General features: G+C 52.6%; 20 protein-coding genes. 13 read left to right on the top strand and 7 right to left on the bottom strand.

Annotation, left to right across the window (positions count from 1 at the left end; all coding sequences use genetic code 11):
- Position 1: 1 nt before the first annotated feature.
- Both rpsD and KNP84_RS01190 read right to left on the bottom strand, forming a co-directional pair.
- The gene (gene rpsD, locus KNP84_RS01195) at positions 2 to 601 is read right to left on the bottom strand and encodes a 30S ribosomal protein S4 (RefSeq protein WP_029595169.1); all 600 of its coding nucleotides are present in this window, start codon (positions 599 to 601) and stop codon (positions 2 to 4) included.
- 222 nt (positions 602 to 823) lie between these two features.
- On the bottom strand, positions 824 to 1306 hold the full coding sequence (locus tag KNP84_RS01190) for a GAF domain-containing protein (RefSeq protein ID WP_021065599.1): 483 nt from the start codon (positions 1304 to 1306) through the stop codon (positions 824 to 826).
- Between the two features lie 236 nt (positions 1307 to 1542).
- Here KNP84_RS01190 and ezrA point away from each other — a divergent pair, with 236 nt between their 5' ends.
- Together ezrA and KNP84_RS01180 are read left to right on the top strand one after the other, a co-directional pair.
- The gene (gene ezrA, locus KNP84_RS01185) at positions 1543 to 3273 is read left to right on the top strand and encodes a septation ring formation regulator EzrA (protein ID WP_021065600.1); all 1731 of its coding nucleotides are present in this window, start codon (positions 1543 to 1545) and stop codon (positions 3271 to 3273) included.
- 74 nt (positions 3274 to 3347) lie between these two features.
- Positions 3348 to 4919, top strand: coding sequence for an amidohydrolase (locus KNP84_RS01180; RefSeq protein WP_215114056.1), 1572 nt, complete (start codon positions 3348 to 3350; stop codon positions 4917 to 4919).
- A 45-nt stretch (positions 4920 to 4964) separates the two neighbouring features.
- Here KNP84_RS01180 and KNP84_RS01175 read toward each other — a convergent pair whose 3' ends face one another.
- Positions 4965 to 5783, bottom strand: a complete 819-nt coding sequence (locus KNP84_RS01175) for an NAD kinase (RefSeq protein WP_031199840.1) — start codon at positions 5781 to 5783, stop codon at positions 4965 to 4967.
- A gap of 155 nt (positions 5784 to 5938) precedes the next feature.
- On the opposite strand from KNP84_RS01175, the gene tpx reads away from it, so the two are divergent.
- The 5 genes from tpx (at position 5939) to KNP84_RS01150 (ending at position 10959) form a co-directional block, all read left to right on the top strand.
- The gene (gene tpx / locus KNP84_RS01170) at positions 5939 to 6427 is read left to right on the top strand and encodes a thiol peroxidase (RefSeq protein ID WP_021065603.1); all 489 of its coding nucleotides are present in this window, start codon (positions 5939 to 5941) and stop codon (positions 6425 to 6427) included.
- Between the two features lie 99 nt (positions 6428 to 6526).
- Positions 6527 to 7414 carry a class I SAM-dependent methyltransferase gene (locus tag KNP84_RS01165; protein ID WP_058764001.1) on the top strand — a complete coding sequence of 296 codons (888 nt, stop codon included), beginning with the start codon at positions 6527 to 6529 and terminating at the stop codon, positions 7412 to 7414.
- 126 nt (positions 7415 to 7540) lie between these two features.
- On the top strand, positions 7541 to 8752 hold the full coding sequence (locus tag KNP84_RS01160; RefSeq protein WP_021065605.1) for an acetate kinase: 1212 nt from the start codon (positions 7541 to 7543) through the stop codon (positions 8750 to 8752).
- A gap of 432 nt (positions 8753 to 9184) precedes the next feature.
- On the top strand, positions 9185 to 9778 hold the full coding sequence (locus KNP84_RS01155; protein ID WP_021065606.1) for a 3D domain-containing protein: 594 nt from the start codon (positions 9185 to 9187) through the stop codon (positions 9776 to 9778).
- A gap of 158 nt (positions 9779 to 9936) precedes the next feature.
- Complete coding sequence (locus KNP84_RS01150) at positions 9937 to 10959, top strand: serine hydrolase domain-containing protein (RefSeq protein ID WP_021065607.1); 1023 nt, start codon at positions 9937 to 9939, stop codon at positions 10957 to 10959.
- 48 nt (positions 10960 to 11007) lie between these two features.
- Here KNP84_RS01150 and KNP84_RS01145 read toward each other — a convergent pair whose 3' ends face one another.
- Complete coding sequence (locus KNP84_RS01145; protein ID WP_021065608.1) at positions 11008 to 11445, bottom strand: universal stress protein; 438 nt, start codon at positions 11443 to 11445, stop codon at positions 11008 to 11010.
- Positions 11446 to 11628: 183 nt separating this feature from the next.
- On the opposite strand from KNP84_RS01145, the gene KNP84_RS01140 reads away from it, so the two are divergent.
- Both KNP84_RS01140 and KNP84_RS01135 read left to right on the top strand, forming a co-directional pair.
- Positions 11629 to 12354, top strand: coding sequence for an SDR family oxidoreductase (locus KNP84_RS01140; RefSeq protein ID WP_021065609.1), 726 nt, complete (start codon positions 11629 to 11631; stop codon positions 12352 to 12354).
- Positions 12355 to 12366: 12 nt separating this feature from the next.
- Entirely contained in the window at positions 12367 to 13089 is a 723-nt protein-coding gene (locus KNP84_RS01135; protein ID WP_215114055.1) for a metallophosphoesterase family protein, read from the top strand.
- Positions 13090 to 13132: 43 nt separating this feature from the next.
- Here the strand turns inward: KNP84_RS01135 and KNP84_RS01130 are convergent, their stop codons facing one another.
- On the bottom strand, positions 13133 to 14230 hold the full coding sequence (locus KNP84_RS01130; protein ID WP_021065611.1) for a M24 family metallopeptidase: 1098 nt from the start codon (positions 14228 to 14230) through the stop codon (positions 13133 to 13135).
- Between the two features lie 161 nt (positions 14231 to 14391).
- Between KNP84_RS01130 and KNP84_RS01125 the strand changes: the two genes are divergently transcribed.
- Positions 14392 to 15702: a DRTGG domain-containing protein gene (locus tag KNP84_RS01125; RefSeq protein ID WP_021065612.1), complete on the top strand. Its 1311-nt coding sequence runs from the start codon at positions 14392 to 14394 to the stop codon at positions 15700 to 15702.
- 44 nt (positions 15703 to 15746) lie between these two features.
- Here KNP84_RS01125 and KNP84_RS01120 read toward each other — a convergent pair whose 3' ends face one another.
- On the bottom strand, positions 15747 to 16061 hold the full coding sequence (locus KNP84_RS01120; RefSeq protein ID WP_235045157.1) for a YtpI family protein: 315 nt from the start codon (positions 16059 to 16061) through the stop codon (positions 15747 to 15749).
- Positions 16062 to 16138: 77 nt separating this feature from the next.
- Here KNP84_RS01120 and KNP84_RS01115 point away from each other — a divergent pair, with 77 nt between their 5' ends.
- Positions 16139 to 17104 carry a DHH family phosphoesterase gene (locus KNP84_RS01115; RefSeq protein WP_031199843.1) on the top strand — a complete coding sequence of 322 codons (966 nt, stop codon included), beginning with the start codon at positions 16139 to 16141 and terminating at the stop codon, positions 17102 to 17104.
- An 18-nt stretch (positions 17105 to 17122) separates the two neighbouring features.
- Here KNP84_RS01115 and KNP84_RS01110 read toward each other — a convergent pair whose 3' ends face one another.
- Complete coding sequence (locus tag KNP84_RS01110) at positions 17123 to 17314, bottom strand: YtzJ family protein (protein ID WP_021065615.1); 192 nt, start codon at positions 17312 to 17314, stop codon at positions 17123 to 17125.
- A 102-nt stretch (positions 17315 to 17416) separates the two neighbouring features.
- Here KNP84_RS01110 and dnaE point away from each other — a divergent pair, with 102 nt between their 5' ends.
- Positions 17417 to 20587 carry a DNA polymerase III subunit alpha gene (gene dnaE / locus KNP84_RS01105; protein ID WP_236355695.1) on the top strand — a complete coding sequence of 1057 codons (3171 nt, stop codon included), beginning with the start codon at positions 17417 to 17419 and terminating at the stop codon, positions 20585 to 20587.
- 74 nt (positions 20588 to 20661) lie between these two features.
- A complete protein-coding gene (locus KNP84_RS01100; protein ID WP_021065617.1) occupies positions 20662 to 21216 on the top strand; it encodes a FadR/GntR family transcriptional regulator in 555 nt (184 codons plus the stop codon).
- The last annotated feature ends 10 nt before the right edge of the window (positions 21217 to 21226 follow it).

Below are 21226 nucleotides of genomic sequence, written 5' to 3'. Positions count from 1 at the left end.
ATTAACGTGAGTAGTACTCAACGATGAGTTGCTCTTTGATTTGGTCGTTCAATTCAGCGCGCTCAGGAAGACGTACGAATGTACCTTCGAGCTTCTCAGCATCGAATGTGACGTAGTCTTTTGTAGCTGGTGCTACTTCGAGAGCTTCAGCGATCGCTTTGAAGTTTTTAGACTTCTCGCGAACTGAAATGACTTGACCTGGTTTTACACGGTAAGACGCGATGTCTACACGTGAACCGTCAACTTGGATGTGACCGTGGTTGACGAGTTGGCGCGCTCCGCGACGTGTGCGAGCGAGACCCATACGGTAAACGAGGTTGTCAAGGCGTGACTCGAGCAAGAACATGAAGTTCTCACCGTGGATACCTTGCATTTTCCCAGCATCGTTGAAGATGCGACGGAATTGCTTCTCGTTGATTCCGTACATGTGACGGAGAGCTTGCTTCGCTTGAAGCTGAAGACCGTATTCAGAGATTTTACGACGACCATTTCCGTGTTGACCTGGTGCGTAAGGACGTTTTGCTAATTCTTTACCCGTTTCGCTAAGCGAGATGCCTAAGCGACGCGAGAGTTTCCAAGCTGGACCTGTGTAACGAGCCATGTTTGGACTCCTCCTTGTTGTTCATGTATTTTGCACAAAAGAACAACGGTGTCAAAGACGGGTGACGCCCCTTTCTAGGTTCAAGCACCTTCACTTGATAGCGAAGCTACGAGATGCTCCTCCGACTCAGTCGAGGCCCGAAAGGTGGATACGTCTGTCAATGACTGCTATCGTCATTTCATGCACAAAAATCAGTATACGACGAAACGATTCGCTTGTCAATCAGATGAAGCGAAGTAATGTCTGGCAAAATTGCTCGAGCCCTTGGCGATCGACATCTGAGAAGCGGTCGAACTCGGGGCTGTCGATATCGAGGACACCGATCGTCTTGCCGTCGCGAACGAGCGGGACGACGATTTCTGAGTTAGAAGCCGCGTCACAAGCGATATGGCCCGGGAATTGATGGACGTCTGCGATGAGTTGCGTCTCTTGCGTCGAGGCCGCCGTGCCGCAAACTCCTTTACCGAACGCGATATGGACACAAGCCGGAAGGCCTTGGAACGGTCCGAGGATGAGGGCATCTTCTCCCTCTGTTAAATAGAATCCGACCCAGTTGATGCGGTCGAGGAACTGGTTGAGCAATGCGCTCGCGTTCGATAGATTGGCGACACGGTTCGTCTCGCCTTCTAGAAGTGCTGCCAACTGTTTATTGAGCATGTCGTACCCGGCGGCCAAGTCGCCAGTGTAAGTCGTTGTTTGAAACATTTGATTCCCTCCTATGAATGAATGCATGATGAATTAGCATTATGGTACACGCATTTTTTCGGTTTGTCTTCTCAAAAGATTCGCGTGAAAAATAACATTCTCTCCCTAAACCGTTGGAAAACCTATGCAAATCATTGGTTCTATAATATGATTAGTATTATCTATACTCATAAAATACTTCATTTATTCATTTAGATACATAAGTCCATGAAAGCGGCTTGGAGGTTGTGACAGAGATGGATTACGGAATCTACGGAATTTTAATTGGAATCATTGTCATCGCATTAGGGGCCATGCTGGGAAGCATGCTCGTACGAAGGAATTTTTACCAGAAAATTGATGATTTAGACATGCGCAAACAAAGTGTGCTCAGCGCCAGTGTGCCGGCTGAACTGCAGAAGTTCAAACAATGGCCGATGGAAGGCGAGACGAAAGAGAAGTTCGAACGATGGCATCAGTCGTGGGACGAACTCGTCAGCGTACATACGGGACAAATCGATGAGGCGCTCTATCATGCCGAAGAAGATTTGGACAAATATCGTTTCCTTAAAGTGAAATCCGATTTGAACGCGACGGAACAGTTGATTGAAGAGCTCGAGTCGATGGTACACGCCATGCTCGATGAGATGGATGAGTTCAATCAACACCATTCGTCGCTTCTCGATATCGTCAAAAAAGACGAGAAAGAGTTGTATCAATTCCGGAAGACGCTCGTCGCCCAAAACAGTGCGTTTGGCCCGACATACGAGCTCGTCGAGTCTGAAATCGCGGCAGCGGAAGCGAAGCGGACCGAGATGATCACGTTGAAGCAGGAAGGACAAGTGTCGGAGGCGTATATCGCCGGCCAAGTCTTGTCTGAGAAAGTGACGAAGATTCGTGAACTCGTCGGCGTCATCCCGCAGTTCGTGCGCACGGTGCAAATCGATTTGAAACAACAGCTCAACCAGTTGCGCTCGGGTCATAAAGAGATGCAAATGGACGGCTACGCGCTTGAGCCGCTCGGTTTAATGGAAGAGATCGAGCAAGCGGAAGATCGCCGGGCCGCGCTCATGGACCGGATTGAACAACTCGACTTCGATCATTTCGAGATGGACATGCAACAGCTCAGCTCGGACATCGATCAGCTGTTCGAAGCGTTCCGGACCGAAGTCGATGCACGCCAATACGTGAAAAAAGAATTCGCGACCGTGAAAGAACGTGACCGCCAGACGAGTGAAGTCATGGCTCGTCTCCATCAAGAGATGACCCGCCTCGTCAGCAATTACGAGATTAATGCCCGTGTCGGCGAAGAGTTTGAACAGCTCGAACGGGAGCGTGCGACGCTCACGGCGAACGTACTCGACATCGAACAGGCGCTCGTCGCCCAGATGATTCCGTTCAGCATGATTAAATCAAAAGTACAAGAAGCGAAACGTTCGCTCGATCAGTTCAGTGCGATGCATGAACGGTTCATCGAGAACACGAACTCCCTTCGCAAAGAAGAACTCGAAGTCCGCAACAAACTCGAGTCATGGAAGCGCGAACTGTCTGCCCATCGCCGTTTGCTCGCGAAGAGCGCCATGCCGGTCGTTCCGACTGATTTGACGAGCGATATGCGCCAGTTGCAAAAAGGCGTGCAATCGTTGGATGAACAGTTCGAGAAAGCACCGTTTAATATGACGTATATCGTCGGCCTCAGCCACGACGTCGAAGAGACGATGGACAACTTCCGGGACCGGGTCAAAGCGCTCTTGCGCCAAGTCACGTACGCCGAACAGCTTCTGCAGTATGCGAACCGCTATCGCCGTCGCGACAACGAGGTGCATATCGCCTTGACGCTCGCCGAGAACAAGTTTTTACATGGTGAGTATGGGACGGCCGTCGAGATTGGCGAGCGTGTCCTCGGACGTTTCGATGAAGGAGCGGCCCGTGAGATTCGCCAACGTGTCGAAAAAGGATTGGAACAGCAAGAGCTATTACGAAAATAATGATGCATGAAGATTGACGTAAACGGGAATTAACGTGTACGTCAATCTTTTTTGAATCGAGGAGGAATTTTGTGATGGGAACGCTATGGGTTAACGGAAAGATTTATACGATGAACAAAGAGCATGAACAAGCTCGTGCCATGTACGTGGAGCACGGCCGGATCTTGAAGATGGGGGAAGAAGGCCACCTTCGTCGTACATACGCCGGAAGAATCAAGCAAATTGTGAATCTTGAAGGGAAGAGCGTCTATCCGGCGTTCACCGACTCACACATCCACTTGATCGGGTACGGGGAAGCGCTCGACCGGATCGATGCGACCGAGACGACGGACTTGCAAGCTCTGCTCGAATCGATGAAGCAAAAAGGTGGAAACGACGATTGGATCGTCGCGGAAGGGTTCAATGACCGTCTGCTTGGAGAGATGCCGACGCGTGAGATGATTGATGCCGTCATTCCGGACCGCCCCGTCGTCTTGAAACGGGTCTGTCGCCACGTTGCCGTCGTCAACTCGAAAGGGTTGGAACGGCTCGGCTTGATTCATCATACCGTCATCGAAGGCGGGAAGCTCGGACGCGATGCGGACGGCAAGTTGAACGGGGTACTGTACGATGCGGCGCTCGACCTGCTCCACAAAGAGCTAGGCGGGAATCGCGAGAAAAATGTCGCCTCGCTCCACCGGGCCATCGACTCGCTGTTCGCCCACGGCATCGTCAATGCCCATACGGAAGACTTGTTCTATCACGGTGACCCGCTCGAGACGATTCGAGCGTATGAAGACGTGTTGGCGGACCTCCCGTTCCACGCGCATCTGCTCGTCCATGAACAAGTCGTCGATACGTTGATTCGTCACGATGCGCTCGCCAAGCGCCCGCGTTTTGATTTCGGGGCGATGAAATTGTTCGTCGACGGATCGTTCGGGGGACGGACGGCACTCTTGTCGGAACCGTACACGGATGATCCGGCACAGCGGGGAATCGAGGTCCATCGTCCGGATCATCTCGAGGCGCTTGTCAAAAAGGCGCGGTCCTACGGGATGAACGTGGCGGCCCACGTGATTGGGGACGCCGCCGCCGAACAGTTCATCACGCTGCTTGAGAAATATCCGGCCAAGCGCGGGACGAGAGACCGAATCATTCACGCTTCACTCTTGAACGACGCGCTCTTGAAACGGATTCAAGCGTTGCCGGTGTTGATTGATGCCCAACCGATTTTCTTGTCGGACGACATGAACTTGTTGTTCGACCGGCTCGGCAACGACCGCGTCGATGACGCCTACCGCTTCAAATCGATGCTCGATACGGGAGCGCTCGTCCTTGGAGGCAGTGACGCCCCGATTTCTACCGTCGATGTACGGAAAGGTTTGTATGCGGCGGTCACCCGTCAGTCATTTGAGGAGTCAGGGGCGCTCAACCCGCCGGAACGCCTATCGATGTATGAGGCGCTCCGTAGCTTCACGTATGCACCACGTGTCGCCACAGGCACACACGGACGCGACGGCTTGTTGATTCAGAGCTATAACGCGACGTTCACAGTGTGGGAAGAGGACTTCTTCGACTTGCGTGGACGCGACATCCTCGACAACCGACTCGTCATGACGGTCGTCGACGGGGCTCCGGTATACGAGGCCGACGTCGTCAACACGTAATAAAAAAAGGCTAGCCATCCACGAGGACGGCTAGCCTTTTGTCGTTTAGAAGAATGAGCGTTGGACTTTGTGCCAGAACGAGTTGTTTTTCAGTTTGACCGTCTTGATGACCTGGTCAGACAGTTCGATATCGATGCGGTCTGTATACTTCAAGCTGAGCGCCTCGTTGTCCATGCCGATAATCGGATAGTCGTTCCCGTCCTCAACGATGCGGAGCGAGAGTTTGCGTGAGTCGTGCACGATGAACGACGAGCCGAGCGTGCGGTAACGATTATTGTTCACCGAGGCGATCTCGCTCACTTGCATACATGGGATGAGCGGGTCGACGATGGCGCCGTCGAGTGATTTGTTGTACGCTGTCGAGCCGGTCGGTGTCGAGACGACCATGCCGTCACCGCGGAACGTCTCGAAATGGAGGTCGTCGATGTACACTTCGATGGCGAGCGATTTGATGATACTCGACTTGATTGAGGCTTCGTTCAAACAAAGCATCGGAGTCGATTCATTGATGGATGCCGACAAGAGCGGGTATTTCCGCACTTCGAGACCGGCTTCGATACGGGCGCTGTTGTCCGAGAACAAGCGATCGACTTCGTCGAGTTTATGTATATCGAAGTCGCAATAAAACTCGTTCAAGCCGCGGCCAAACCCGACGTAGATGGCATCTTGACGGAATCCCGTATAGCGGACGGCCTGCAAGAACGCGCCATCTCCCCCGATGGCGACGATGATGTTGGCGTCTTCAGGACGATTGACGACGTTGAAGCCATATTTCTCACCGATTTCGATTAATTTCTTTACTTCTTTTGTAAAGTCGTTGACGTTACGATGGTACAAAAAAACGTTGTTTCTCATCCTAGTCATCCCCTTTGTCAATTGAGTCTCTTTCATTATACAGCGTTTTAGACGCTCGATATAGGGAAAATCACAATCAGGCCGTCTGAGGCAGGATGCTTGTCATCGAGACGGCGCCATCGCTATGATGAAGAAGTATAAATCATGCAAAAGGGGATGAAACGATGCCAACATTTAAAGGCAATACCGTTACACTGCAAGGGAACCCGGTCAAAGTCGGAGATACTGCACCGGACTTTACAGCGCTCACGACGGCACTTGAAGAGGTGACGCTCGCGTCATACCCAGGCAAGAAATTGATTAGTGTCGTTCCATCGATCGACACAGGTGTCTGTGACACGCAAACACGCGCATTCAACGAGAAGGCGTCATCGCTCGGCGGTACCGTCTTGACGGTGTCAAACGACTTACCATTCGCACAGCGTCGCTGGTGTGCGGCGTCAGGACTTGATAATGTCGTCATGTTATCGGATCACCGCGACCAATCGTTCGCGAAATCGTACGGCGTATTGATGGAAGAACTCCGTCTTCTCGCACGTTCGGTATTCGTCATCGACTCGGCCGGTACGGTCCAGTACGTCCAGTACATGGATGAGATGACTGAGGAAGTTGATTTCGATGCGGCGCTCGAGGCGTTTGACGCTGCGAACTGATTCGCTTGGCGAATCGACCACGAATCGCTTACACTAATAGAAGTGAACCGACCGGCTCTCCACAAGAGGGCCGGTTTTGTATGGAAAGGATGATCGAAGATGGAACGATTTGAACAACTGTATCGGGATTGGAAGAAAGAAGCGAAGAAGCTGACGACAGACCTTGACTTATTGCCGCTCGAGGCATTGATTGAAGTGTTTGAGCGAGTCAATGTCGAACAGGAGAAAACGGATGATGTCCGCAAAGCCGTCAGTCTGCTCGTCCTCGAGGAGACGACGACACTCCCGCCGAACCATCAACCGACGCCGGACGCCGTCAGCCTGTTCATCGGGTACTTGGCGACGAAACTCGTCAAGGACGGGGCGAACGTGCTCGAGCTCGGTAGCGGGACGGGGACACTCGTCCACGCCGTGTTGACACAATTGAAAGATGCCACCGCACAGGCGGTCGAAGTCGATGAGACGATGCTGCGTCTGTCTTACGCAATCAGCAACCTGCTCGGGAAGCCGGTATCGTACTTCCATCAAGACGCACTCGCACCGCTGTTCGTCGAGCCGAGCGACTTGGCACTCGTCGATTTGCCGATCGGCTATTATCCGAACGATGACATGGCGTCTGGCTACGCCTTGAAACGGGATGAAGGCCATTCTTACTCGCACTTCTTGTTGATCGAGCAGGCGATGCGTCACTTGAAACCAGGCGGTCACGGGATCTTTGTCATCCCGAACAATTTGTTTGAACAGGATGACGAAGGGAAATTAAAACAGTGGATGGACCGTGAGGCTGTCGTCAAAGGTGTTCTTCAATTACCGACGACGATGTTCAAAGACGAGCGATATGCGAAAAGCCTATTGATGTTACAAAAGCTTGGGGAAGGCGTCAAACGCCCGAAACAAGCACTCCTCGTCGAGTTGCCATCGTTCACGGATGTGCGTGCTGTTGCCAATATTGTGAAACAGATTGACGATTGGTTTAAAACAACATAATTTTTATTGGGCAAAAGACTTGAAAAACATATGCCATATCAAGTATCTTCATTATGATACAGTTATCGGTTTTTAAGAGAACAGATAAAGACTCGTGTTTAAATCGAAAGGTAAGAGGTGTATGACATGACAAAAATTATGGCAGTCAACGCAGGTAGTTCGTCATTAAAGTTCCAACTTCTCGAAATGCCATCTGAGAAGATGCTCGCCGTCGGGCTCGTCGAGCGTGTCGGAAAAGAAGATGCGATCTTCACGATTAAATATGGCGAAGGACAAAAGTTCCATATCGTCACACCGCTTCATTCACATAAAGAAGCGGTCGAGCTCTCGCTCGAAAAATTGATTGACCTTGATATCATTCAGTCGTTCGACGAAATCGCAGGCGTCGGTCACCGTGTCCTTCACGGAAAAGAGTTGTACGCGGATTCGGTCGTTATCGACGATGAAGTCATGAAGAACATCGAATCGTTCGTCGAACTCGGACCGCTCCACATCCCGCCAAACTTGACGGGGATTCGTGCGTTCCAAACGATTTTACCGAACGTACCGCAAGTCGCGGTCTTCGACACGGCGTTCCACCAGTCGATGCCGGAAGAGAACTTCTTGTACAGCCTTCCGTACGAGTACTACACGGAGCACGGCGTCCGGAAGTACGGTTTCCACGGAACGAGCCACAAGTACGTCACGCAACGTGCGGCAGAGCTTCTCGGTCGTCCGCTTGAAGACCTTCGTTTAATCTCATGCCACCTCGGTAGCGGTGCATCAATCGCAGCGGTTGCCGGCGGTCGTTCGATTGACACGACGATGGGCTTCACGCCACTCGAAGGAATCACGATGGGAACGCGCTCGGGATCACTTGACCCGGCCCTCATCCCGTTCTTGATGCAGAAGACTGGCAAGTCGGCTGAAGACGTATTGAACGTCATGAACAAAGAGTCAGGTGTCTACGGTCTCTCGGGTATCTCGAGTGACTTGCGTGACATCGAGCAAGCAGCGGCTGAAGGCAACCACCGTGCCGAAGTCTCGCTCAAAATCTTTTCGAACCGCATCCACGGCTATATCGGTCAATATGCGGCAGAGATGAACGGTGTCGATGCAATCATCTTCACAGCTGGTGTCGGAGAAAACTCTGACGTCATCCGTGAGCGCATCCTTCGTGGCCTTGAGTTCATGGGCGTCTACTGGGATCCATCACTCAACAACGGAGCACGCGGCAAAGAGTTGTTCATCAACTACCCGCACTCACCGGTCAAAGTCATCATCATCCCGACGAACGAAGAATTGGTCATCGCACGCGATACGGTTCGCATCGCCAACCTCGTCGAATCACACGTTTAAGCTGTTACAACGTCCGTTCCGTATTCATACGGGACGGGCTTTTTTTAGTGCTTTTGGCATACGGCATGAGATGGTTTTGTGACGATGGGCTGAATCGAAAGTGCTCGTTTGTAACATTTGACGTAAGAAAACATGGTTTCCGTAACAAAGCAGATATATTAATCCCTTTAATTGGGAATTAATATGACGAAACCTAAAGATTTTTATTAAAGCCGTCATCTTCCCTTAAAAGATGGCGGTTTTGTAATGTAATCGTAACTTAGCTGACACTCAAATGAATTTTAGTTGTAAACGCACGGTCATACGATTCGTCATATAGTTATCTGGACGAAACATTCCGTAATCGATACGACATGTTTCAACTGGAACAGCACCACAGATTCGACAACACGAACTTACAACGAACAAACCGACTAGGAGAGGACAAACCACATGCTCAAAAAAATTGGAACGGTCTTACTACTGACGGTCATGACACTCGCTATGCTCTTACCCCAACAACAAGTTGAGGCGTCTTCAAAAGTTTACGTACAAAGCCAAGTCAACGGATTGAACGTCCGCTCGGCAGGGACGCTCAGCGGTAAAGTGATTGGGAAAATCAATAAAGGACAACAACTTCAACGCACTGGCTCAAAAGGAGCTTGGATTCGCGTCAACTACAAAGGCAAGTCAGGTTGGATCGCTACAAAGTACTTACGCACCGTGAAGAAAACGGTCGCGAAGGCTAGTGTGAAAACATATACGATGAACGCATCGGCTTACACACCGTACTGCAAAGGATGTTCAGGCGTTACGGCATTAGGCTGGAACGTACGGGCACAAAAACGTAACGTCGTCGCTGTCGACCCGCGCGTCATTCCGCTCGGTAAGAAAGTACAAGTGTACGTCGGCGGGAAGTTGATGGGCACATACACAGCGGCTGACACAGGCGGCGCCATCAAAGGTAACAAAATCGACATCTTAATGTACTCACAAAGTGCGGCCCTCAACTTCGGTCGTAAGACAGTAACTGTCAAAGTATTATAATATGTGAACGACAAAGGGCCATCGCATCTGCGGTGGCCCTTTGTTATATGGTTAATGAAACCGCTTTGGCTCGGTTTTGGAACAGGACTTTCAGAAAAATAAAGGAAGTTCGGGTTTTGTCCAGAAATATACACGAGGCTTGAAAGGGGGAGATTGACTTGAAGACATCTTACGTTGCATTGGATTCGTACGTTAGGCATATTCAAAACCTAAATCATAGCAGTGCCGCCGCGCTGCTAGTCCTGCAAGACGATCGCATCGTGTTCGAAAATTATGACGGATTCCATTCGAATCATGATGCAAAAGTGGTTGACGTCAATTCGATGTTCAACGTCGCTTCGGCCCGTAAAAGTTATTTGGGGCTGGCGATTGCCTATGCGTTGTATGAAGGCAAGATTCGGCATCTCGACGATTTGGTCTCTAATTATTTTGATGAGCATGACGTGGACACGTTTCGAGGGACGACGATTCGGCACTTGGTCACGCACTCGCACGGACTGAACCGGGATGAGACGGGTGTGCTATTTCGGGAGTTCGATGCGGGTGAAGGATGGGCATATCGGAACGTGAACGTCGAGATCGTGACGGATTTGTTTAAACGGTTATACGGATATGACTTCACGCACTTATTAAGGGAGCGGGTGTTTCGGCCGATGGGACTCTCGCGGACGGAATGGGCGACCGATGCGGCACCGAGTTTCGTCAAAGTCATTGACGATCCTGACGAGGAAGCGTCGTATAAGTTGTATCCTTTTGATGATGGAATGGGGTCGAACCTACATACGACTGCGCGAGAATTCGCGGCATGGGGCAATCTTCATCTGAATATCGGACGTCATCATGGCGTTCAGATTGTGCCGGAAGAAGTGATTCGTCTCGCGACATCGATTCAAAGTCCCGCATATCCCAACTCAACGTTCCCGACAAACGGGCTGTTTTGGTATGTCCAAGGCGAGCCGAAAGCGTGGAGCGAACTAGGGGAGGCTGTACCAGCTGGGTCGTATCAAATTCTTGGGAACACCGGGCCATTGCTATTGGTTATTCCTGCTTATCGAACCGTCGTCGTCAGAATGTATAACAAACTCTATAATTATGGTGGCGATCGATACCTCGATTACCTTCGCGAGTTCAGTAATTTGGCGGCTGAGACGGTTCGACCGATTGATAACCTGATGCCATAAGCGACTACACACGAAAGGGCCAACGCATGCGCGCTGGCCCTTGAAACGTTATTGGCGGACGATCAGAACGTCACACTTCGAGTAGCGGACGATGCTTTCAGAGACGCTACCGATGAAGAAGCGTTCGACGGCGTTCAACCCGGTCGCTCCACAGATGATGAGATCAATGTCGTGATTCGGTGCGATTTTTTTAGCGATTGTCACTTTCGGAGAGCCGTACTCGATGACCGTCTCTACTTCTTTGACACCTCGTTCTTTCGCGCGATTGACGTAGTCCTCGAGCAGTTCTTTCGCATACGTCTCGGCACGCTCGGTAATCGTCCGGTCGTACGCTTCAACCGTGGCGAATGTCCGTGTATCGATGACGTGTCCGATATACAGTTTGCCATCGTTTCGAAGTGCGACGTCGATTGCTGTTTCAAATGCACGTTCGGCCTCTTTCGAGCCGTCGACGGCAGATAGAATATGTTTGTAGACAATTGCCATGTAAATCCCAACCTTTCGCTTGAAATGTACGTGCGGCTTACATGTATAGTATACCACTTCTGCTTCAATTCACGCCCGGTTCTTTCAGAAATGTGTGAAATTTTCACAACTTTCTGATGGAACAGGTTGAAGTTTGGAAATGGGCAAGCGGAACGGGTAAGATGATACAGAGGAGGGATGACGATGAAACATGTAGTCATCACGGCCGGTGCGAAAGGGATCGGCCGCATTGTGACGGAACGATTATTGGAGGAAGGTTGGCACGTCAGTGTATTGCAGCGGAAGCCGATCGATTGGCAACATGAACGGTTACATATGGTCGAGGCCCCGTTGACTGACCGCGAAGCTGTCCTGAGTGGCTATGAAGAGGCGGTGGCCAAATTCGGAGAGCCGGACGCGCTCATCTTGAACGCCGGGCCTTACATCTTCGAACGGAAGTGTCTCGTCGATTTGACGGACGAGGAGTGGGACGAGGTCATCAGCGGCAACTTGTCAGCCTCGTTTTGGCTGATGCGCCGGGCTATCCCGAGTATGCGGGCAAAACGATTCGGCCGCATCATCACATATGGCTTCCCGGAGAGTGGGACGGCACCGGGCTGGGTTCATCGGTCGGCGTTCGCGGCCGCCAAAACCGGGCTCGTCAGTTTGACGAAATCGGTCGCACTCGAGGAAGCGGCACACGGCATCACAGCCAATATGATTAACCCGGGCAATATCGTCGGCGCGCAAAAAGAAATGCGAATCGAAGCGGCCGAACCGGACGACCAGACCCCGGTCGGACGACACGGGACGGGCGAAGACATCGCCCGCATGATTCTATTCCTGCTCGCCCGTGACTCCGATATGGTCACAGGTGCCATCATCGATGTGACCGGAGGCGTCAACGTCGTCCATCAATACCGAAAATAAGGGGGAAACCGCATGAAATTGGCCATGTTGACCGATATCCATGGAAACGTCCAAGCGCTCGACGCGGTGCTGGCCGAGCTCGATCGCCAGCAGGTCGACGAGATTTGGAGTTTGGGCGATATGATCGCGATGGGGCCCGACTCGAACGAAGTGATGGCACGTCTGCTCGACCGTGGTGTACACATGATCACCGGCAACCATGATGAGGCTGTCTTGTCGCTCATGGCCGGGACGGGTCACCCTGACAGTTATGCCCATACCCGTCCGCATCACGAGTGGGTGGCGCGCACGCTTAGGCCTGACTATGCGGACGCGCTCTTCAAGTTGCCGCGTACGATTGAACGCGTTGTCGAGGGTACGCGGGTATATGGGATTCATTATCATATCCCGAGCGAGAAGCGGGACGTGCCGATCACCGAGGAGCCGTTCCATGACATCGTCGAGGCGACGCTTTCGAACATGCAGTCGCTGTATGGGTCTTATGAAGCGGACGTCATCTGTTTCGGGCATCATCATCCGGAGCATGTGTTCCATGACGACACGAAACATTATTTCAATCCCGGTGCGCTCGGTGTCGCCCGTGACGACTTGGCCCGTTACGGCATCCTCGAGTGGGATGAGACAGGGTTCGCCATCCATCCGCAGTCGGTCCGTTATGACAAGCGGGCATTTCTAGAGGCGATGGAACGGAATGATGTGCCGCAACGTGACGTCATGTTCCGACTCTTTTATTGACCATGAAAAAGACCAGCCGCGTGCGGCTGGTCTTTGTTGTGACTCAATTGATTTCTTGGAGCGTCTTCGGGTAACTCGTCAACAAGATCGGACCACTCTCGGTCATGACGATATCGTCCTCGATGCGGACGCCGCCGACGCCAGGGAGATAAATTCCTGGTTCGACGGTGAACGTCATCCCGACTTGGGCCGTCATATCATTGTTGGCCGCCATCGATGGGAATTCGTGCACCTCGATGCCGATTCCGTGTCCGACGCGATGCGTGAAGTATTCGCCGTAGCCGGCCGACGTGATGACTTGGCGAGCCGCGATGTCGATGGACCCGAGCGTCGTCCCGACGTTCGCCATCTCGATGGCGGCTTCTTCGGCCTTGAGGACGGTCTCGTAAATCTCACGTTGCTTCGTGCTCGCTTCGCCGTAGACGACGGTGCGCGTGATATCCGAGGCATAGCCTTGCCAAATGACACCGAGGTCGAACAAGGCGAAGTCGCCTTTCTTCAAGCGGTTATTGCCGGGTACGCCATGCGGATCGGCACTGTTCTCGCCGAACAAAACGAGCGTGTCGAACGACATCTCGCGGACACCTTGTTTCTTCATCGCATATTCGATTTCGGCGATGACCTCGAGCTCGGTCACACCTTCACGCAAGGCGCGAATCCCTGCCTCAATCGCCATATCAGCGAGTTCGGCGGCGCGTTTCATCAGGCGGACCTCGTCCGGAGACTTAATCATGCGAAGCGCCTGAAGCTCTTCGGTCAAGTCGATGATTGAGAGACCGGCAAAGCCGGCGCGGAGCTGTTCGACGCGGTTGTAGGTCAAATGCTCGCCTTCAATCCCGATGCGCTCGGGGATAATCTGTTGGTCGAGGAACAGTTTGACGACTTTGTCCCATGGATTTTCGTGGTCCATGTACGTGACGATATCGCCATTCCAGTCGCTTGCCTCGACGATGCCTTTTTCAAGTGCCGGACAGACGAGAGCGGTCGTGCCGTTCTTCAAGACGAGGATGGCGATGAGCCGCTCATGTGCCTCGGCATATACTCCCGAAAAATAAAAGACCGATGCTTTCGACGTGACAAAAGCAGCGTCTAACCCTTTAGTGGCCAAAGATTGTGCAATATGGTTGGTTCGTTGATTCAACTCGTTTCCCTTCCTTCTCGTTCATTGGCGTTCTGTTTCATTATACCGTTTTCCAAAACGGAAAGGAAATGTCACATTTTCAGTAGTACAGTTTGAAGAAGGAAGACTGATACAGTATACTGAGGATGACAGAAAATGTATTGAGGAAAGGGACTCGTGACATGACAACAAAACATGAACAGATCATAGCACATATCGAGTCGCTCGATGTCGGATCTAAAATTTCGGTCCGCCAAATCGCGAAGGAATTGGCAGTATCAGAAGGAACGGCGTATCGGGCCATCAAGGAAGCGGAGAATTTAGGCTTCGTCTCGACGATTGAACGGGTCGGAACCATTCGTATCAAACGTAAACATAAAGAGAATATTGAGAAGCTGACGTTCGCAGAAGTCGTCAATATCGTCGACGGGCAAGTGCTCGGTGGCCGAGACGGGCTCCATAAAACGCTCTCGAAGTTCGTCATCGGGGCGATGAAGCTTGAGGCGATGATGCGTTATATCGACGTCGACTCACTCGTCATCATCGGAAACCGGGAAAAGGCGCATGAACTTGTGCTCCAGTCCGGTGGCGCCGTGTTGATCACGGGGGGATTCGACACGACCGATGAAGTGAAACGGATGGCCGATAAGTATCACATGCCGGTCATCTCGACGTCGTATGACAGTTTCACCGTCGCGACGATGATCAACCGGGCCATCTATGACCGCTTGATTAAAAAAGAGATTCTACTCGTCTCGGATATCGTCATTCCGCTGCACGACACTTTCTATTTGAAAGTGGACGATACGGTCAAACGGTGGCACGAACTGAACGAACGGACGAAACATAACCGCTATCCCGTCATCGACGAGCAGATGAAAGTCGTCGGCGTCATCACGGCAAAAGACTTGCTCGACCGTCCGCACGACACTGAAATCGAGAAAGTGATGACGAAGAGCCCGATCACGGTCGGTGTTCAGACGAGCGTCACCAATGCGGCGCACCAAATGGTTTGGGAAGGCATCGAGATGTTGCCGGTCGTCGACAACTATGGCCGCCTGCTCGGCATCATCAGCCGCCAAGACGTGTTGAAGGCGCTCCAACTCGCCAACCGCCAACCGCAAGTCGGCGAGACGTTCGACAATATGATCACGAACCAGTTGAAAGAAGATCCGGCTTCGAACGGGACGGCGTTCACCGTCGAGGTCGCGCCACAGATGACGAGCCACATGGGGACGGCATCGTCAGGGGTGTTGACGACGTTGCTCGTCGAAGGAGCGACCCGCAGTCTGCGCCATATGAAAAAAGGCGACCTCGTCGTCGAAAATATTACGGTCTACTTTATGAAACCGATTCAAATCGAGAGTCAAATTCGCGTCTCGGCCAACGTGTTCGACCTTGGCCGGAAGTTCGGGAAAGTCGATGTTGAGATGACACAAGGCACCCAACTCGTCGCCAAGGCGCTTGTCACGGCGCAATTGATTGACCGCTAACAAAAAAACGAGCTGATGCCATCATCAGCTCGTTTCTATTTCTCTTATGATTGGTTGATTGGCTCTTCGCTAGCGAGCGGATAGATTTTACGATAGCGAATGAACCCGACGATGGCGTTGCCGACACCCAAGACGAGCATAGCGATGCTGACGATCCAACCGATCGTCGAGCCGAGTCCGAGTCCGCCAACCATTTGGTTGACGGCGAAGAGTGCGAGAAACATGCTCAGCCAGATGAGCGCTTGCGTGTTGAACAGTGCTTTCCGGTACGGTGTCTTCGTCAAATAAGCGCGTCGTTTGGAAACGAAGTAAGCGCCTAACGAAAACAGAATGAGTCCGATCATAACTAATTGACCCAAGTGAAGAAACCCCTTTCAGACGTGTAATCTGTTATCATCATACCATAGAATAGTGTTCAAGAAAGCGAGGAATGGCAATGGCACATTGGCCAGAGGCAGCAACGATATTGAAATTGATTGAAGCGGCGGACACGATTATGATTCATCGACACGTCCGTCCCGACCCTGACGCGCTCGGGAGTCAGCTCGGATTAAAGCGGATTCTTGAAGTCGCCTATCCGGAAAAGCAGGTCTATGTCGTCGGCGGTATCGTCCGTGATTTAGAGTTTTTAGGTAAGATGGAGCATGTCGAACCGGAGATGTATCAAGAGGCGCTCGTCATCGTGCTCGATACGGCTAACCATGAACGAATCGATGGGCCGCACGCCTTGACCGGCAAAACGGTCGTCAAGATTGATCACCACCCTGACGAAGATGCGTATGCGACCCATCAAATCGTCGACACGACGGTCAGTTCCACCTCAGAGATGATTGCTGAACTTGCAGGGATTTGGGGGCTTGAACTTGACGAGGCGTCCGCATTCTTGTTGTTCGCCGGAATCGTCGGCGACACGGGACGGTTCCAGTTCCGCAACGCGACGCCACGTACGTTCGAAGTCGCGGCCGAACTGATTAACCATGGTATCGATACGAACCGGTTGTATCGTCAAATGTATAAGACGAATTTGGCGACGTTGCAACTCCAAGGCTATGTCTTACAAAACGTCAATGTGACCGACGCGGGTGTCGGCTACGTCAAAATCGATGCAGACGTCTTGCGCACGTTCCATGCGACACCGGAAGCGGCGTCGCTGCTCGTCAACAGCTTCTCTGGCCTTGAAGGGCTGAAGTGTTGGGTCATGTTCGTCGAGAACAAGGACGAGATTCGTGTCCGGATCCGTTCGAAAGGACCGGTCATCAATGAAGTGGCGAAACGCTATCGCGGCGGTGGTCATCCGATGGCCGCCGGTGCCACGATCGATAAATGGGAAGAGATGGACGAGGTGATCACGGCGCTCGATGAAGTCGCGGCCCCGTTCACGTTCGAAACAGAAGAGAGCTGACCCGTTGGTCAGCTCTCTTCAGCGTTTATCCTCTTCTTGTGGAATGAACCACGTACCACGGTCGGTCACATCCTCGACGACATCGAGTTGATACTCGGTGATATAACGACGGAGTCGTTCGATAATCTCCGGACTGTCGGCGAAGACGGTCTGGCCGTTCTGTAAATTCTCTAGCTTGTCACGTGCGATTTTACCCCGATTAATAATCATACGGTTTATACCCCCTTTTAGGAGAAGTTTTGTCTATAATTATTGTATCAGACAAGTGCCAAAATGAGTTTGACAATTGTGAAAAAAGAAAGGGGGACTCTTGTGATCCACTTGAATGTACGATCGGCTTATAGCTTGATGCAAAGTACGATTCGGCTCGAACAGTATGTCGCCCAGATGGCCGAACGGGGGAGTCGAGCAGTCGCTTTGGCCGACGATGCGTTATACGGCTTGCCGCAATTCGTCCGGTTATGTGAACGCTATGCGGTTAAACCCGTTATTGGATTACGGACGACGCTGCGAATGGATGGATTCGACGTCTCCGTTCTCGTCTATGCGTTGACCGATGAACAAGTGCCCGAACTGTATCGCATCGTCCAGGCCGATGGCTTGACCGAAGCGACCGAACTGGCGGTGCTCATCTTACCGGAGAACTGGAAAGCGAACGACCCGGTTCACCGTCGCCGTCTCTATAACCATTTGCTCGGTTATGTGAATGAAGACAGACTGTGGCTCGGGTTGCCGGCGCCGCAGTCGACGGAACAGACGCTGATGCTCCGGCAATTACGCGAGATGCGTGACGAACTGGGGACACGACTCGTACCGGCCCCGGACACGTGTTACATGAGACCGGAGGATTTCGAGGCGTATCGCGCCATCGTCGCCATCGGTGAAGGCGAGCTCATCTCACAAGAAGATGTGCATCGGAAAGGAAAGTACGTAAGACTGCCGAGCGAAATGAACGATTGGTTCGACCCAATCGAGCTTGAGGCGTTGGACGAGTTCGAATCCCTCATCTCGGTCACACGCTTGCCGGAGGCGACCTCGTCGATTCCAGAGATTGAACATGCGATCGACCGACTGAAGCGTCTCGTCGCCGAACGATTAAAGGCGCTCGACTTGTTCCAAGAGGAATATATCGAACGAGCCCGCTATGAACTCGACGTCATTGCGCGGACCGGTTTCGCCTCGTATTTCCTCATCGTCGAGGACATCGTCCGCTACGCTAGGGAGCAAGGCATTGAAGTCGGTCCGGGGCGTGGGTCCGCGGCCGGATCACTCGTCAGTTTCGCGCTTCACATCACCGAGGTCGACCCGGTCCGGTTCGAGCTGTTATTCGAACGCTTTTTGAACCCGGAACGAATCACGATGCCGGATATCGATTTAGACTTCGAAGACGAGCGGCGCGACGAGGTCGTCCGCTATGTCCTCGATAAATACGGGGCCAACCACGCCGCCCAAATCGGGACGCTCGCGACGTTCGGCGCGAAAGCGGCGCTACGTGATGTCGCGCGGGCGCTCGGGCTGACGCTTGAAGAAGGACAGGCGGCCAGCAAACAAGTGAAAGACGACGGGTTGGCCGGGATTTTGGCCAATCCGACGAAGATGAAATGGTTCGCCGGCAGTCAGAAGCGGTCGCAACTGTTACACATCGCCGCCCAGCTCGAAGGATTGCCCCGTCAAGCCTCGGTCCACGCGGCCGGACTCGTACTCAGTCGTGACGCGCTTGATGACGTCACCCCGTTACAGCCGACAGCAGGGGAGCAAGTGACCCAATATAATATGAAGGATCTCGAAGCGCTCGGCCTGTTGAAAATCGATTTGCTCGGCCTGCGCAACTTGACGAGACTCCGTCAGATGGAGACGCTCATTCGCGAGACGGATGAACTGTTCTCGCTGAAGACGATTCCATTGAATGACGCCAAGACGTTGCGGGTGCTCGCTCGCGGTGACACGGACGGGATTTTTCAGTTCGAATCGGAAGGGATGAAACAAGCGCTCCGGCAAGTGAAGCCGACCACGTTCGAGGATATCGTCGTCACGATGTCGCTCTATCGTCCAGGTCCGATGCAGTTTATCGATACGTATGCGAAGCGAAAGCATGGCATGCCGCATCAGCCGGTCCACCCGGTCGTCGGTGAGATTATGCGTACGACGAACGGCGTGCTCGTCTATCAGGAGCAAGTCATGCGCCTCCTGCGAGAACTTGCCGGCTACTCGTATGCCGAGGCCGATTTGATTCGCCGTGCCATCGCCAAGAAAGATGTAGCGGCCATCGACGTTGAGAAGAGTCGATTCTTGGAACGTTCGTCGGAGCGGTTCGACAGCGACTCGATGCGACAAGTATTCTCGTGGATTGAGAAGTTCGCGGGCTACGGTTTCAACCGTTCGCACGCGGTGGCCTACAGTTTAATCAGTTATCGCTTGGCTTTCGTGAAGGCGCACTTCGAGCGGATTTTTTATCTCGTTACGTACGACAAGACGAACCAACTCGTTCGCATGCTGCGAAAAGGGAAAATTCCCGTCTATCCGCCGGACGTCCTTCATGGCCAAGCCGGGGCCTTTTTAGAAGGGCCAGGGGTCCGTCTCGGGTTGAAGGCGGTCCAAGGCTTGACGAAACGCGACGTCGAACGGTTGATTGAACACCATTCCGAATTCACCGACGTAAAACGTCTGCTCGAACTGATGGAGTGGGGCTCGAAAGACCAGCCGAAGTTGCGGCGCCTGCTCGGAGCCGGTGCCCTCGACCGGATGTATCACGGCGATCGCCACCGTGCGTTCGAGGCCGTTGAACGGCTTCGCGAGGAGACAGAGACGCATCTGCTCCCAGATGAGCTGTCCGCACTCGGTTTGAAGCGCTCGGCACCAATCGAGCCGAATTGGTCCGAAGAAGAACGGGAAGCACTCGGGACGTGGATCGTCCACTCGCCGTTGACGACGGTCGCCCCGCTCTCGATTGAGACGGTGACGATCGATGAAGTGTTGAACGGCGAACGGGGATTCATCGTCGTCTATGTCGATGCGATTCGTACGTTCAAGACGAAAAAGAATGAAGAGATGGGTGTTGTCATGGTCGATGACGGCGTCTCGCAAGACGAGGTCGTGATTTTTCCACGCGTGTTCACCCAATTCTCTCGTTCACTTTACGTCGGGAACGTCCTCTTGCTCGAGGTGCATCCTAATGAACGGGACGGGCGTCGCCAACTCGTCGTCGAACGCGTCCGGCCTCTCCACGGCCAAGCGTTGTTTGTCCGATTGCGTCTGGAGTCGTTCGCCGACCTTGAAGAACTATTGCGAACAGCGCCAGGGGATGTCCCCGTCATTTGCCGATTCTCTGATTCGAAAGAAGTGAAACAACTCGCCTCGACATATGCCGTCAATCCGACAGAAGCATTGTTGCAAGGATTGAGGCAGCGGTTCGGCGATACGGATGTCGTGTTGAAACGGGTCGACTCGAAATTGCCCGGCACGGGAACTAGTACCAAGTCATAAAAAGTGGTATAATCTGTTTAATTGGTCTGACCACTTTAGAGATAATGCCATCCAAAAGGGAGTTGAACGGTCAGATGCATGGAAAACACGCATCCTCATTTCACGAAAACATTTCTAAAATCAGAACGTTAATCGTCCAGGCCGCACTCGAGCCGGGCGACCGTCTCCCGTCAGAACGGGAACTCGCTGAAACGCTGTCCATCAGCCGTGCGTCAGTCCGTGAAGCATTACGGGCTCTCAGCTTCCTTGGGATTGTTGAGACGAAACACGGCGGCGGCACGTTTTTGTGCGAACAGGATCGGCACCGTTACATTGAAATCTTGTCAGAGTTCATCGTCACGAAACAGACGAAGGCGTCGGACATCGTCGATATGTTGCGTTTGCTTGAGCGCTTGGCGTTGACGGAGGTCGAACCGACCCCGGAACGCATCGCGTTGCTCGAGTCGAGCGTTGAGACGGACCGCGCCTTCAGGCAAAACCTTATCTTCGGATTAAAGAATGAACTGTTCATTCGAATCTGGAGCGAAGTGAACCGGTTTTATGACGGCACGGACGCAGGCGACCTATATACGGAAGACGAACGTAGACGATTGTTGGAGATGTGGCGTGGGGCGGGGATGCCGGAATGAACGAGGGGGA

The sequence above is a fragment of the Exiguobacterium sp. s70 genome, assembly GCF_018618315.1.
Lineage (GTDB): Bacteria > Bacillota > Bacilli > Exiguobacteriales > Exiguobacteriaceae > Exiguobacterium > Exiguobacterium chiriqhucha.
The sequence above is the reverse complement of the archived record's forward strand: the minus strand, read 5'-3'. Positions and strand labels throughout refer to the sequence as shown.

Excerpts from the sequence above, each read along its gene's own strand:
- KNP84_RS01125 (WP_021065612.1), top strand. The coding sequence starts at position 14,392 with ATGACAACAAAACATGAACAGATCATAGCACATATCGAGTCGCTCGAT.
- KNP84_RS01165 (WP_058764001.1), top strand. The coding sequence starts at position 6,527 with ATGGAACGATTTGAACAACTGTATCGGGATTGGAAGAAAGAAGCGAAG.
- KNP84_RS01115 (WP_031199843.1), top strand. The coding sequence starts at position 16,139 with ATGGCACATTGGCCAGAGGCAGCAACGATATTGAAATTGATTGAAGCG.
- KNP84_RS01100 (WP_021065617.1), top strand. The coding sequence starts at position 20,662 with ATGCATGGAAAACACGCATCCTCATTTCACGAAAACATTTCTAAAATC.
- KNP84_RS01135 (WP_215114055.1), top strand. The coding sequence starts at position 12,367 with ATGAAATTGGCCATGTTGACCGATATCCATGGAAACGTCCAAGCGCTC.
- KNP84_RS01145 (WP_021065608.1), bottom strand. The coding sequence starts at position 11,445 with ATGGCAATTGTCTACAAACATATTCTATCTGCCGTCGACGGCTCGAAA.
- KNP84_RS01110 (WP_021065615.1), bottom strand. The coding sequence starts at position 17,314 with ATGATTATTAATCGGGGTAAAATCGCACGTGACAAGCTAGAGAATTTA.
- tpx (WP_021065603.1), top strand. The coding sequence starts at position 5,939 with ATGCCAACATTTAAAGGCAATACCGTTACACTGCAAGGGAACCCGGTC.
- KNP84_RS01180 (WP_215114056.1), top strand. The coding sequence starts at position 3,348 with ATGGGAACGCTATGGGTTAACGGAAAGATTTATACGATGAACAAAGAG.
- rpsD (WP_029595169.1), bottom strand. The coding sequence starts at position 601 with ATGGCTCGTTACACAGGTCCAGCTTGGAAACTCTCGCGTCGCTTAGGC.
- KNP84_RS01190 (WP_021065599.1), bottom strand. The coding sequence starts at position 1,306 with ATGTTTCAAACAACGACTTACACTGGCGACTTGGCCGCCGGGTACGAC.
- KNP84_RS01155 (WP_021065606.1), top strand. The coding sequence starts at position 9,185 with ATGCTCAAAAAAATTGGAACGGTCTTACTACTGACGGTCATGACACTC.
- KNP84_RS01175 (WP_031199840.1), bottom strand. The coding sequence starts at position 5,783 with ATGACTAGGATGAGAAACAACGTTTTTTTGTACCATCGTAACGTCAAC.
- ezrA (WP_021065600.1), top strand. The coding sequence starts at position 1,543 with ATGGATTACGGAATCTACGGAATTTTAATTGGAATCATTGTCATCGCA.
- KNP84_RS01160 (WP_021065605.1), top strand. The coding sequence starts at position 7,541 with ATGACAAAAATTATGGCAGTCAACGCAGGTAGTTCGTCATTAAAGTTC.
- KNP84_RS01140 (WP_021065609.1), top strand. The coding sequence starts at position 11,629 with ATGAAACATGTAGTCATCACGGCCGGTGCGAAAGGGATCGGCCGCATT.